This is a genomic window from Massilia sp. Masssp93 (assembly GCF_059491295.1).
This window is the reverse complement of the sequence record NZ_CP168502.1, coordinates 768670-781312: the sequence shown is the minus strand read 5'-3', so window position 1 is coordinate 781312 and position 12643 is coordinate 768670. Positions and strand designations below refer to the sequence as shown.

Sequence of the window (12643 nt, the reverse complement as noted above, 5' to 3'; positions counted from 1 at the left end):
CGGCGCACGGCACGATGCGGCCAGGCCTCATGCGTGATCCGCGGATGCCTAGATTTCGACTTGCGTTCCCAGCTCGATGACCCGGTTGGTCGGGATCCGGTAGTAGTCGGCGGCATCGCGCGCGTTGCGCTGCATCGCGACGAACAGGTGCTCGCGCCATGGCGCCATGCCCGCGCCCGGCGTCGAGATCACGGTTTGCCGCGCGACGAAGAACGAGGTCTCCATCATGTCGAACGCCAGCCCGTGGCGTGCGCAGAGGCCCAGCATGCCGGGAATGTCCGGCTCGTCCTTGAAACCGAACGTCACGTCGACCTGATGGCAGCCGTGGCCAAGCCCGGTGATGCGGACCTGGGACTGCGGGTCGACACGGGGCTCGTCCGTGATGTGCACGGTGAGAAACACGACACGTTCGTGCAACACCTTGTTATGCGAAAGATTATGCAGCATCGCATGCGGTACGCCATCGCTTTCGCCGCGCAGGAAAATCGCCGTACCGGGCACCCGCGTCGGCGGCCCAATGAACAATGACTCCAAGAAAGCGTCGAGTGGAATGGCATGCTTTTGCAGGTTGTCGAACACTTGCTGGCGCCCCCGGCGCCAGGTGAGCATCAGGGTGAACAGCAATACGCCCAGCAACAACGGGAACCAGCCGCCATGCAATATCTTGAGGGCGTTCGCCGAAAAGAACGCCACGTCGATCACCAGGAAAAAGCCGGTCGCGCCCAGGCACAGCAGCAGGTTCATGCGCCAGCGGTAGCGGATCACGAAATACGTGAGGATCGTCGTCGCCAGCATCGTTGCGGTGACCGCGATGCCGTAGGCCGATGCCAGTTGCTCGGACGAGCCGAATCCGACGACGGCCAGCAGCACCGCGATCAGCTGCAGCCAGTTGATGAGCGGAAGATAGATCTGCCCGATCTCCCGTTCCGACGTGTGCACGACGCGCATGCGCGGCAGGAAGCCGAGTGCGATCGCTTCCTTGGTCATCGAGAACGTGCCGGATATCGTCGCCTGCGATGCGATGACGGTCGCGATGGTGGACAGCACGACCAGCGGATAGACGCTCCAGCTGCCCAGCTGCTGGAAGAAAGGATTGGCGATCGCTTCCGGGCGGGCCAGCAACAGGCCGCCCTGGCCGAGGTAGTTCAGGGCCAGCGCCGGAAAGGCGACGGCGAACCAGGCGAGCCGGATCGGCTTCCTGCCGAAGTGGCCCATGTCGGCGTACAGCGCCTCGGCGCCCGTGAACGCCAGGACGATCGCGCCAAGCGCGAGAAAGGCGATGCCGCGGTTGTCGATGAAGAAGCGCAGCGCATGCCACGGATTGAGCGCGACCAGGATGGCAGGGCTGCGGGCGATGTTCAGGACGCCTATTGCCGCCAGCACCGCGAACCACACCAGCATGATCGGGCCGAACCAGCGGCCGATGCCGGCGGTGCCGTGACTCTGGGCCGCATACAGGCCGATCAGGATGACGATCGTCAACGGCACGACATAAGCCTGCATCGCCGGGGTGGCGACCTCCAGGCCCTCGACCGCCGACAGGACCGAAATCGCCGGCGTGATGACGCTGTCGCCGTAGAACAACGACGCGCCGAATACCCCGATCAGCAGCAGCGCGGTGTGCAGGCGCTTGCGCTCGCCGACGGCTGCCAGCGCGAGCGCCAGGAGCGCCATGATGCCGCCTTCGCCGCGATTGTCGGCGCGCAGGACCAGCGCCACGTATTTGAACGAAACGATGATGGTCAGGCCCCAGAAGATCAGCGATACGACGCCGACCAGGTTGGCCGGCGTGAGCGCCAGCCCATGCGTGGGATCGAAGACGGTCTTCAGCGAGTACAGCGGACTGGTGCCGATGTCGCCGTACACGATGCCGATGGCGGCGAGCGCGAGGCCGGCCACTTTCTTGTTGTTCTGCTGCGTATCCAACCGGGTCCTCCAGACGGTATTCGGGAGCGGTATCGTACCGGGCGGCGCATAAATATTTTGTAAAAACACTGCCCGACGGCGCACGACCCCGTCCGTAAATAAACCGTTTATCCGCGCCGGACATCTTTTTAGAAAATCTTTACGTCCGCGTCTCTACACTCCATTGCATCGCAACGCATGACGGCAAGGCGCACGACCGTCCGACAGGAACGGCTGTCGCCGCCGCCCTGGCTTTCCGATCAACCTGAACAACGAGGTACGCATGGATATCGTCTTCATCGGCGCGATCGTCTTGTTCCTTGCCCTGGCCTGGGGCATGGCAAGCGGCTGCGCTCAACTGGGGGAGCGCACATGACGCTCTTTTACCTGATCGGCGCGCTCGCTTCCGGCGCCCTGCTGGCGTACCTGCTGTACGCCATGTTCAACGCGGAGGACCTGTGATGGACGTTCGTTCGCTGGCGCTTCCGGCGCTGTTTTTCGCGCTCCTGCTGGCCACGGCCTGGCCGCTTGGGATCTTGCTGGCCCGCGTGGCCGAGGGCGGCCGCGTGCGCGGTCTCGGCTGGCTGCACCGCGCCGAGTCGATCCTGTACCGCGCGGCCGGCATCGCACCGGCGCAAGGGATGGACTGGAAGGCGTACGCCATCGCCCTGCTGGTGTTCAACGCGGTCGGCGCGCTCGCCGTCTACCTGCTGCAGCGCGTACAGGCATGGCTGCCGCTGAACCCGCAGGCACTCGGCAACGTCAGCCCCGACTCGGCCTTCAACACCGCCATCAGCTTTGTCAGCAACACCAACTGGCAGGGTTACTCGGGCGAGCAGACCATGAGCTATTTGACCCAGATGCTGGCGCTGACCTGCCAGAACTTCTTCTCGGCCGCCACCGGCATTGCGGTGGCGTTCGCCCTGATCCGCGGCTTTTCCGCGAAGTCGTCCCGTTCGATCGGCAATTTCTGGGTCGACCTCACCCGCAGCACGCTGTATGTGCTGCTGCCGCTGTCGCTGGTGTTCTCCGTGTTCCTGATGGGACAAGGCGTGATCCAGAATTTCTCCGGCTACCAGCAAGTACCACTGGTCGAACCGCTCACCTATACGCAGCCGGGAACCGGCGCGGATGGCCGGCCGGCGACCGTGAACGTGACCGCGACGACGCAGACGATCGCGATGGGTCCGGTGGCGTCCCAGGAAGCGATCAAGATGCTGGGCACGAACGGCGGCGGCTTCTTCAACGCCAACTCCGCCCATCCGTACGAGAATCCGACCCCGCTGTCGAACCTGCTCCAGATGGTGTCGATCTTCCTGATCCCGGCCGGCCTGTGCTTCGCGTTCGGCCGCCTGGTCGGCGACCGCCGCCAGGGCTGGGCGATCCTGGCCGCGATGACGGCGCTGTTCGTCGTGATGGCGGGCAGCGTGATGTTCGCCGAGCACCAGGCCCACCCGCTGCTGTCGGCCATGGGCATCGACCAGCAGGCGAGCAGCCTGCAAGCGGGCGGCAACATGGAGGGCAAGGAAGTCCGCTTCGGCATCGACGCCTCGGCGCTGTTCGCCGCCGTCACCACGGCCGCCTCCTGCGGCGCGGTCAATGCGATGCACGACTCGTTCACGCCGCTGGGCGGCGCCGTGCCGCTGCTGCTGATCCAGTTCGGCGAGGTCGTGTTCGGCGGCGTCGGTTCCGGCCTGTACGGCATGCTGGTGTTCGCGATCATGGCGGTGTTCATCGCCGGCCTGATGATCGGCCGCACTCCGGAATACCTCGGCAAGAAGATCCAGGCCTACGAGATGAAGATGACGTCGATCGCCATCCTGGTCACGCCGGTCCTCGTGCTGGCGGGCACCGCGATCGCCGTCATGCTGGACGCGGGCAAGGCCGGGGTGGCCAACCCCGGCGCGCACGGCTTCTCGGAAATCCTGTACGCGTTCAGCTCCGCCGCCAACAACAACGGCAGCGCGTTCGCCGGCCTGTCCGCCAACACACCGTTCTACAACTGGATGCTGGCCATCGCGATGTGGTTCGGGCGCTTCGGCGTGATCGTGCCGGTGCTGGCGGCCGCCGGCTCGCTGGCGGCCAAGCAGCGCCTGCAGGCCACCGCGGGCACCATGCCCACGCATGGTCCCATGTTCGTCGGCCTGCTCGTCGGCGTCGTGGTCCTGGTCGGCGTACTCAATTACGTGCCGGCGCTCGCCCTCGGTCCGGTGGCGGAGCACTTGCAGCTGTTCGCAAAATAATCGATGGAGTCTCCAATGTCCCAACTCTCTTCGTCCGCGGCGCCGCCCGCGGGCGCGCCGGCCGGCGGCAAGCGCTTGAACATGTTCGACACCACGCTGGCCGTCCCGGCCCTGGTCGACGCCTTCAGGAAGCTGGGTGTGCGCACCCAGTTGCGCAGCCCCGTCATGTTCGTGGTCTATGTCGGCGCCATCATCACGACCTTGCTCTATCTGCAGGCCGTGGCCGGCACCGGCGAGGCGCCGCGCGGATTCATCCTCGCAGCGAGCGTCTGGCTGTGGTTCACGGTGCTGTTCGCGAACTTCGCGGAGGCGCTGGCCGAAGGCCGCAGCAAGGCCCAGGCGGCATCGCTGCGGGGCCTCAAGGACAGCGTGACGGCCAAGAAGCTGTCCGTCCCCAGGCACGGCACCACGTGGCTGCCCTGCCCCGCCTCCGACCTGCGCAAGGGCAACCACATCCTGATCGAAGCGGGCGACGTCGTGCCCATCGATGGCGAGGTGGTCGAGGGCGTCGCCTCGGTCGACGAGAGCGCGATCACCGGCGAATCGGCGCCGGTGATCCGCGAATCGGGCGGCGACTTTTCCAGCGTCACGGGCGGCACCCGCGTGCTGTCGGACTGGCTGGTCGTGAAGGTCACCGCGAACCCGGGCGAGACCTTCCTCGACCGCATGATCGCGATGGTGGAAGGCGCCAGGCGCAAGAAGACGCCCAACGAGATCGCCCTGACGATCCTGCTGGTGGCCTTGACCATCGTGTTCCTGGTCGTGACGGTGACGTTGCTGCCGTTCTCGCTGTACTCGGTCGCGGCGGCCGGGGCCGGCACGCCGGTCACGATCACGGTCCTGATCGCGCTGCTGGTCTGCCTGATCCCCACGACCATCGGCGGCCTGCTGTCGGCGATCGGCGTGGCCGGCATGAGCCGCATGATGCGCGCCAACGTGATCGCCACGTCCGGCCGCGCGGTGGAAGCGGCCGGCGACGTCGACGTGCTCCTGCTCGACAAGACCGGCACCATCACGCTCGGCAACCGCCAGGCCGCCGCCTTCCTGCCCGCACCCGGCGTGACGGAACGCGAGCTGGCCGACGTGGCGCAACTGGCGTCCCTGGCCGACGAGACCCCGGAAGGCCGCAGCATCGTGGTGCTGGCCAAGCAGCGTTTCAATATCCGCCAGCGCGAGATGGAAAGCATGCACGCCGTCTTCATGCCGTTTTCCGCGACGACCCGCATGAGCGGCGTCGACGTGGGCGAGCGCCGGATCCGCAAGGGCGCCTTCGATGCGGTGCGGCGCCATGTCGACGCGCTCGGCATGCCTTTCCCGGCCGAGGTCGCGCGCACCGTCGAAGATGCCGCGCGCCGCGGCAGCACGCCGCTGGTCGTGGTCGACGGCGCCCGCGCGATGGGCGTGGTCGAGCTCAAGGACATCGTCAAGGGCGGCATCAAGGAGCGTTTCGCCGAATTGCGCCGCATGGGCATCAGGACCGTGATGATCACCGGCGACAACAAGCTGACCGCGGCCGCGATCGCCGCCGAGGCGGGCGTCGACGACTTCCTGGCCGAGGCCACGCCGGAGGACAAGCTCGCGCTGATCCGGCAGTACCAGTCGGAAGGCCGCCTCGTGGCGATGACCGGCGACGGCACCAACGATGCCCCGGCGCTGGCCCAGGCCGACGTGGCGGTGGCGATGAACTCGGGCACCCAGGCCGCCAAGGAAGCCTGCAACATGGTGGATCTCGACTCGAACCCGACCAAGCTGCTGGAAATCGTCGAGATCGGCAAGCAGATGCTGATGACGCGCGGGTCGCTGACAACGTTCTCGATCGCCAACGACGTCGCCAAGTATTTCGCGATCATCCCGGCCGCCTTCGTCGGCACCTATCCGCAGCTGAAGGCGCTCGACGTCATGCACCTGGCCAGCCCGGCCTCGGCGATCATGTCGGCGCTGATCTTCAACGCGCTGATCATCGTGTTCCTGATCCCGCTGGCCCTGCGCGGGGTACGCTACCGCGCGATCGGCGCGACCGCCCTGCTGCGCCGTAACCTGCTGATCTACGGCGCCGGCGGTATCATCCTGCCGTTCATCGGCATCAAGGCGATCGACGTGCTGCTGGCGGCGCTCGGCCTCGTCTGAACAAGGAGACCCCCATGGCATCCATCCTGCGTCCCGCACTGGTCATCTTCTGCGCCCTGAGCCTGCTGTGCGGCCTGCTGTACCCGGCCGCCGTCACCGGCATCGGCCACGTCGCCTTCGCCCACGAAGCGAACGGCAGCCTCGTCGCGGTCGACGGCCGCACGGCCGGCTCGATCCTGATCGGCCAGCCGTTTTCCTCGCCCGGCTATTTCTGGGGCCGGCCGTCGGCCACGGCGCCGCTGGCGGACAATGCCGCCGGCTCCGGCGGCTCGAACCTGGGGCCGACCAATCCGGCCTTCCTGGCCGCCGTCAAGGAACGCGTGGCCGCGCTGAAACGGGCCGATCCCGGCAACCGCGCGCCGATACCGGTCGACCTCGTCACCGCCTCGGCCAGCGGGGTCGATCCGGAGATCAGCGTGGCGGCTGCCGACTACCAGGCGGCGCGTGTCGCGGCCGCGCGCAATCTGCCGGAACGCCAGGTCCGCGCACTCATCGAGCAGTACCGGCGAGATCCGGCGCTGGGGTTCCTGGGCGAGCCGCGCGTGAACGTGCTGGCGCTGAACCTGGCGCTGGACGGCAAGACGCCGCGCGCGCAATGAGGCGAGCCGCATGAATTTCCCCGGCGACGAAGCGCGGCGCGACCCGGATGCGCTGCTGGCCCAGGTGCGCGAACAGGAACGCCGGGCGGCGCGCGGCCGGCTGCGCATCTATTTCGGCGCCTCGGCCGGCGTGGGCAAGACTTACTCGATGCTGTCCGCGGCGCGCCAGTTGGCCGCTACCTGCGACGTGTTGATCGGCATCGTCGAGACGCACGGGCGCGCCGAGACCGAAGCCTTGCTGGAAGGGCTGGCGGTCCTGCCGCGCAAACGCATCGATTATCGCGGCAGGGCGCTGGTCGAATTCGACATCGACGCCGCGCTGGAACGGCGCGCGCAACTGGTGCTGATCGACGAGCTGGCCCATTCGAACGTTCCCGGCTCGCGCCACCCCAAGCGCTGGCAGGACATCGAGGAACTGCTGGCGCGCGGCATCGACGTGTTCACGACGGTGAACGTGCAGCACCTCGAGAGCCTGAACGACGTGGTCGGCGGAATCACCGGCGTGCGCGTCGGCGAAACGGTGCCGGACTCCGTGTTCGACGAGGCCGACGAAGTGGTGCTGGTGGACCTGCCGGCGGACGAGCTGCTGGCCCGGCTCAAGCTCGGCAAGGTGTACCAGCCCTCGCAGGCCGAACGGGCCGGCCGGAATTTCTTCCGCAAGGGGAACCTCATCGCGCTGCGCGAGCTGGCGCTGCGCCGCACCGCCGAACGCATCGGGGACGACGTGCGCGCCTACCGCGTCGAAAAGTCGATCGACGCGGTCTGGCGGACCGGAACGGCCCTGCTGGCCTGTGTGGGGCCCGGCCCCGGTGCCGAGGGCGTGGTGCGCAGCGCTGCGCGGCTGGCGGGCCAGCTCGGCGCCGAGTGGCATGCGGTCTACGTCGAGACCCCCGCGCTGCAGCGGCTCGGCGCCGCCCGGCGCGAGCGGATACTGGACGCGCTCAAGTTGGCGCGCGACCTCGGCGCCGCCACGGCCGTCCTGTCGGGCGACCGGATGGAAGACGCGGTGGTCGACTATGCGCGCACCCATAACCTGGCGCGGATCGTGCTGGGCCGCGGCCATGGCGGCCGGCCGTGGCGGGCGCCGGCCAGCCGGCGCGTCGCGCGCCGCGCGCCCGACATCGAATTGCTCGAAGTCGCGGCGGCACAAAGCCTGGCGGCCGAGGGCCCGCGCGCGCGGACCGACGAACCCCGTGCGCCCGGCCGGACGGCCATCGTGGCGCATGGCGCCGCGATCCTGTCCAGCCTGTGCATGGCGCTGGCGGCCACGCCGACCATCGCCTGGCTGGACCTCGCCAACATCGCCATGCTGTTCCTGCTCGTGGTGCTGCTGGTGGCGGTGCGGTTCGGCCGCGGCCCCTCGGTCACCGCGACCTGCGTGAGCGTGGCCTGCTTCGACTTCTTCTTCGTGCCGCCGCGCTTCACGTTCGCGATATCGGATCTGCAGTACCTGGTGACCTTCGGCGTGATGCTTGCGGTCGGCCTGATCACGGGACATCTCACGGCCGGCCTGCGTTTCCAGGCCCATGTCGCAGCCCGGCGCGAGAGCAGGACCCGCGCGCTGTACGAATTCGCGCGGGCCCTGTCCGGCGTGCTGCAGACGGAGCAGATCCAGGAAGCCACGCGCGATGCGATCGGGCGCACGTTCGGCGCGCGTACGGCCCTGCTGTTGCCGGACGCCGATGGGCGCGTGCGTCCCTCCGCCGAGGCGGACGCCGGGCCGATCGCCGCCCTCGATGCCGGCATCGCGCAATGGGCGTTCGACCACGGCGCCAGCGCCGGCATGGGAACCGACACCCTGCCCGGCAGTCCCGTCTTCTACATGCCGCTGGTGGCGCCGATGCGCACCCGCGGCGTGCTGGCGATCGAGGCGGCGACGGCGCGCTGGCTGCTGGCGCCCGAGCAGCGCCAGCAACTGGACACCTTCGCCACGCTGGCCGCCATTGCACTGGAAAGGGTGCACTACATCGAGGTCGCGCAGGATGCGCTGCTCAAGATCGAATCGGAGCGCTTGCGCAACTCGCTGCTGGCGGCGCTGTCGCACGACCTGCGCACGCCGCTTACCTCGCTGATGGTGCAGGCCGAAGCGCTGGCGCACTCCGCGCCGCCGCTGGCGCCCGCGCAGCGCACCATGGCGGACGCGCTGCGCGAAGAAATGGTCCGCATGAGCATGCTCGTGACGAACCTGCTCGACATGGCCCGCATCGAAAGCGGCGACGTCAGGCTCAAACTCCAGTGGCAACCGGTCGAGGAAGTCATCGGCAGCGCGCTCGCGGCCAGCCGCGCCGCGCTGGCCGGCCACACGGTCGAGACCCATGTGCCGGCCGACCTGCCGCTGGTGCAGTACGACGCCGTGCTGATCGAGCGGGTGCTGTCCAACCTGCTGGAAAACGCGGGAAAATACACGGCGCCGGGCAGCACGGTCGCCATCTCGGCCGAGCGGCACGGCGTGTGGCTCGACGTCGCCGTGACGGACGACGGACCGGGCCTGCCGCCCGGCCAGGAAGAGGCGGTGTTCGAGAAATTCACGCGCGGCGAGCGCGAATCCGTCAAGCCCGGGGTCGGCCTGGGCCTGGCGATCTGCCGCGCGATCGTCGGCGCCCACGGCGGTACGATTCATGCGGCCAACCAGCCGGGAGGCGGCGCCGCGTTCGTGTTCACCCTGCCGCTGGGAACGCCGCCGGCGCTGCCCCTGCTGGACGAAGACATCGAGATCGAGGAACAGGATGAGTGATTTTGCCGGCATCGCCCTGCTCGTGGAAGACGAGCCCCATATCCGCCGCTTCGTACGCGGCGCGCTGGAACAGGAAGGGTGGCAGGTGCACGAGGCGGCGACCCTGCAGCGCGGGCTGACCGAGTCCGGCACCCGCAGGCCGGACGTGGTCATCCTCGATCTCGGCCTGCCCGACGGCGACGGCGTCGATTTCATTGCCGATTTGCGCAAGTGGTCTGCCGTGCCGGTCATCGTGCTGTCGGCCCGCGTGAACGAGGAAGAAAAGATCCGCGCCCTCGACAACGGCGCGGACGACTACCTGACCAAGCCGTTCGGCGTCGGCGAACTGCTGGCGCGCGTGCGCGCGTCGCAGCGCCGCCAGCGCGGCCCCGCGACCGGCGGCGACGGCAAGGTGCGCTTCGGCGACGTCGTGGTCGACGTCCAGAACCGGCGCGTCACCAAGGGCGGTGTGGCCGTGCGGCTGACGCCCACCGAGCACCGCCTGCTGGCGGTACTCGTCGCCAATGCCGGCAAGGTCATGACCACACCCCAGCTGTTGCGCAACGTGTGGGGCCCGAACCAGGCGGACCATGCCCACTATCTGCGGATCTACATGGGGCATCTGCGCCACAAGCTGGAAGACAATCCGGCCCAGCCCCGCTACATGATCACCGAAACCGGCGTCGGCTACCGGTTCCAGCTGCCTTGATTCAGGCGCCGGCGACCAACACGGACGCCGTATCGCGTCCCGCATGCTTGGACCGGTACAGCGCCTCGTCCGCCACCAGGGCCAGCGCGGCCTGTTCCGGATGCGCGCTCCAGGCGATGCCGATGCTGCTCGTGACCTGCACCGTGCGGCCGTCGAGTTCGAACGGCAGGCGGATCGCATCCTGCAGCTTGGCCGCGATCCGTTCGCATTCCCGCGGCGAACCCACCTGCTCCAGCAAGACCACGAATTCGTCGCCGGCCAGGCGCGCCACGGTGTCCGTGCTGCGCACGCTGGCGGCCAGGCGGCGCGCGAGTTCGCGCAGCACGGCGTCGCCGGTCGCGTGGCCGTGGCCATCGTTGATCTGCTTGAAGTGGTCGACGTCGAGATAGGCCAGCGCCAGCGGCGTGGCGCCGCGGCGCGCGCGCGCGATGGCCTGCCCGAAGCGTTCCTCGTAGCTGCGCCGGTTCGGCAGGCCGGTCAGGTGGTCGGAATGCGCGAGCGCGTGCAGCTGGCGCTCGTACTCGCGCGCCGACGTGGCATCCGTCGACAGCACGTAGATGCCTTGCACGACGCCGTCGCGCAAGTGCGGCAAATAGGTCGAGCTGACCACGCGGGTGCGGCCGCGGCGCACTTCCTCGATCTCCAGGTGCGACGCGTGGCCGCCCAGGCAGCGTTCCAGCGCCGCGCGGCGCGGCGCGTAGAACGCCTCGCCCATCGATTCCAGCACGGTCCTGCCGATCATGTCCTGGCTCTTCACGCCGAACCATTCGCGGTAGCGCTCGTTGGCGAAACGATAGCGCAGGTCCGTGTCGACGTAGGCGATCAGCGCGGGCACGTTGTCGGCGATGGTGCGCAGCCATTCGCCGCTCTCGGCCAGGCGCGCGCGCGACGCGGCCAGCTCCGTCACGTCCTTCATCGCGACGACGGCGCCCAGCGGCTCGCCGCCCGGGCCGTGCAGCGCGCGTCCGCTCGCCAGCAGGCGGCGCGGCGCGGCGCCCGGCGCGTGGATCGTCATGCCGGCATCCTGCACGCGCTCGCCGTGCAGCGCACGCACGAGCGGGACCTGTTCCGGGGCCAGCGGCGTGAGGCCGTCCTCGCCGTATAAATCGTAGCGCGCGGGCCAGTCGGCCATCGACAGACCGGTTTCCGCGTCGAGGCCGTGGAAGGCGCGCGCCGCGCGGTTGAACAGGGTCAGGTGGCCGTCGGCGTCGCACGCGACCACGCCCACGTCCACCGTCTCGAGCACCGCATCCAGCAATTCCTGCTTCTGCCGCAAGACGCGTTCGGCGGTCACGCGCAGGCGCATCGCCAGCTCGAGGGCGGCGTTCTTGTCGTGCAGTTCGCGGGTGCGCGCGGTCACCAGCGCGTCGCGGTTCAGCTCATCCTGCGCCAGGCGCGCCAGGTCGCCCAGCAGGTGCCGGTCGGCGTCGCCGAATGCGCGCGGCGCCGTATCGATGATGCACAGGGTGCCGAGCGGCTGGCCGTCGACGCTGTGCAGCGGCTGGCCGGCATAGAAACGGATGCGCGGCCCGCCCGTCACGTGCGGGTGGCCGGCGAAGCGCTCGTCGAGCAGCGTGTCGGGCACGACGAGCAGGTCGTCCAGGGTGATCGTGTGGCTGCACAGGGCGAGCGAACGCGGCATCTCGCCGGCGTCGAGCCCCACGCGCGACTTGAACCACTGGCGCTCGCGGTCGACGAGCGACACGAGCGCGATGGGCACGCGGAACGCGGCCACGGCGAGGCGGGTGACGCGGTCGAACCGGTCTTCCTGGGGCGTGTCGAGCACCCCCAGCGCGTGCAGGGCGCTGATGCGCGCTTCTTCCGCAAGATCTTGTTGACTGAGCATGAGCACCCTTGCCTGGACGGCGAAGAACAACCGGCGATGCCGGCGCCGCGACAAGCAGATTCGTCAAAGCGCACAGCCTTTTCAGAAGATTCTATCCGATTACCACCAGGCTGTGCACTGGCGCTACAACCGTTGCATCACGGGCACACCCCGTACCGGCATAAAACTTCTGAAACATTCTACAGCGGAATAATTGGCGAGAATTCATTCTTTATGCAAAAAACATGACTTCTGCTGCGCAAATGTCACACCTGATGCCAAGCCAGCCCGCATTGCGTCGTCGGCGTAGCGGACGGCGCCGTTCGCTCAAATCGGGAACGGCAGTCGGTGCCGATCGGCATGTCGACGCGCTTCATTTCCACTTGGAATTTGAATCGTCGCGCCGGCAACACGGCCGCGACCGCAAGGCCGGGCTGGCGCATCTTTCACTTGCCCTGCCGGGCAAACTGCCCCTATTCTTCCCGTTCGCGGCCCAGCCGCACCGAGTCTGCCCGGCATAAC

General features: G+C 68.3%; 9 protein-coding genes. 7 read left to right on the top strand and 2 right to left on the bottom strand.

The window, feature by feature from the left end; genetic code table 11:
* Positions 1 to 48: 48 nt before the first annotated feature.
* Complete coding sequence (locus ACEN9Q_RS03405) at positions 49 to 1926, bottom strand: potassium transporter Kup (protein ID WP_495627373.1); 1878 nt, start codon at positions 1924 to 1926, stop codon at positions 49 to 51.
* A gap of 351 nt (positions 1927 to 2277) precedes the next feature.
* Between ACEN9Q_RS03405 and ACEN9Q_RS03400 the strand changes: the two genes are divergently transcribed.
* Genes ACEN9Q_RS03400 through kdpE form a run of 6 tightly spaced genes read left to right on the top strand, consistent with a single transcriptional unit; the run spans position 2278 to position 10296 of the window.
* Positions 2278 to 2367, top strand: coding sequence for a potassium-transporting ATPase subunit F (locus ACEN9Q_RS03400; protein WP_056439437.1), 90 nt, complete (start codon positions 2278 to 2280; stop codon positions 2365 to 2367).
* The gene (gene kdpA / locus ACEN9Q_RS03395) at positions 2367 to 4148 is read left to right on the top strand and encodes a potassium-transporting ATPase subunit KdpA (RefSeq protein WP_495627372.1); all 1782 of its coding nucleotides are present in this window, start codon (positions 2367 to 2369) and stop codon (positions 4146 to 4148) included. Before ACEN9Q_RS03400 ends, kdpA begins: the two co-directional genes overlap by 1 nt.
* Positions 4149 to 4163: 15 nt before the next feature.
* The gene (gene kdpB, locus ACEN9Q_RS03390) at positions 4164 to 6275 is read left to right on the top strand and encodes a potassium-transporting ATPase subunit KdpB (protein WP_056439431.1); all 2112 of its coding nucleotides are present in this window, start codon (positions 4164 to 4166) and stop codon (positions 6273 to 6275) included.
* Positions 6276 to 6289: 14 nt separating this feature from the next.
* Positions 6290 to 6874 carry a potassium-transporting ATPase subunit KdpC gene (gene kdpC, locus ACEN9Q_RS03385; RefSeq protein WP_495627371.1) on the top strand — a complete coding sequence of 195 codons (585 nt, stop codon included), beginning with the start codon at positions 6290 to 6292 and terminating at the stop codon, positions 6872 to 6874.
* Between the two features lie 10 nt (positions 6875 to 6884).
* Positions 6885 to 9608 (top strand): two-component system sensor histidine kinase KdpD, encoded by a 2724-nt coding sequence (kdpD, locus tag ACEN9Q_RS03380; protein WP_495627370.1) that lies wholly within the window; start codon positions 6885 to 6887, stop codon positions 9606 to 9608.
* Positions 9601 to 10296: a two-component system response regulator KdpE gene (gene kdpE / locus ACEN9Q_RS03375; RefSeq protein WP_495627369.1), complete on the top strand. Its 696-nt coding sequence runs from the start codon at positions 9601 to 9603 to the stop codon at positions 10294 to 10296. Before kdpD ends, kdpE begins: the two co-directional genes overlap by 8 nt.
* 1 nt (position 10297) lies before the next feature.
* On the opposite strand, the gene ACEN9Q_RS03370 is transcribed toward kdpE, so the two are convergent.
* Positions 10298 to 12142, bottom strand: a complete 1845-nt coding sequence (locus ACEN9Q_RS03370; protein ID WP_157201791.1) for a sensor domain-containing diguanylate cyclase — start codon at positions 12140 to 12142, stop codon at positions 10298 to 10300.
* 224 nt (positions 12143 to 12366) lie between these two features.
* Between ACEN9Q_RS03370 and ACEN9Q_RS03365 the strand changes: the two genes are divergently transcribed.
* Entirely contained in the window at positions 12367 to 12642 is a 276-nt protein-coding gene (locus tag ACEN9Q_RS03365; RefSeq protein ID WP_495627368.1) for a hypothetical protein, read from the top strand.
* Position 12643 lies beyond the last annotated feature (1 nt).

Excerpts from the sequence above, each read along its gene's own strand:
- ACEN9Q_RS03400 (WP_056439437.1), top strand. The coding sequence starts at position 2,278 with ATGACGCTCTTTTACCTGATCGGCGCGCTCGCTTCCGGCGCCCTGCTG.
- kdpA (WP_495627372.1), top strand. The coding sequence starts at position 2,367 with ATGGACGTTCGTTCGCTGGCGCTTCCGGCGCTGTTTTTCGCGCTCCTG.
- kdpB (WP_056439431.1), top strand. The coding sequence starts at position 4,164 with ATGTCCCAACTCTCTTCGTCCGCGGCGCCGCCCGCGGGCGCGCCGGCC.
- kdpC (WP_495627371.1), top strand. The coding sequence starts at position 6,290 with ATGGCATCCATCCTGCGTCCCGCACTGGTCATCTTCTGCGCCCTGAGC.
- kdpD (WP_495627370.1), top strand. The coding sequence starts at position 6,885 with ATGAATTTCCCCGGCGACGAAGCGCGGCGCGACCCGGATGCGCTGCTG.
- kdpE (WP_495627369.1), top strand. The coding sequence starts at position 9,601 with ATGAGTGATTTTGCCGGCATCGCCCTGCTCGTGGAAGACGAGCCCCAT.
- ACEN9Q_RS03370 (WP_157201791.1), bottom strand. The coding sequence starts at position 12,142 with ATGCTCAGTCAACAAGATCTTGCGGAAGAAGCGCGCATCAGCGCCCTG.
- ACEN9Q_RS03365 (WP_495627368.1), top strand. The coding sequence starts at position 12,367 with ATGACTTCTGCTGCGCAAATGTCACACCTGATGCCAAGCCAGCCCGCA.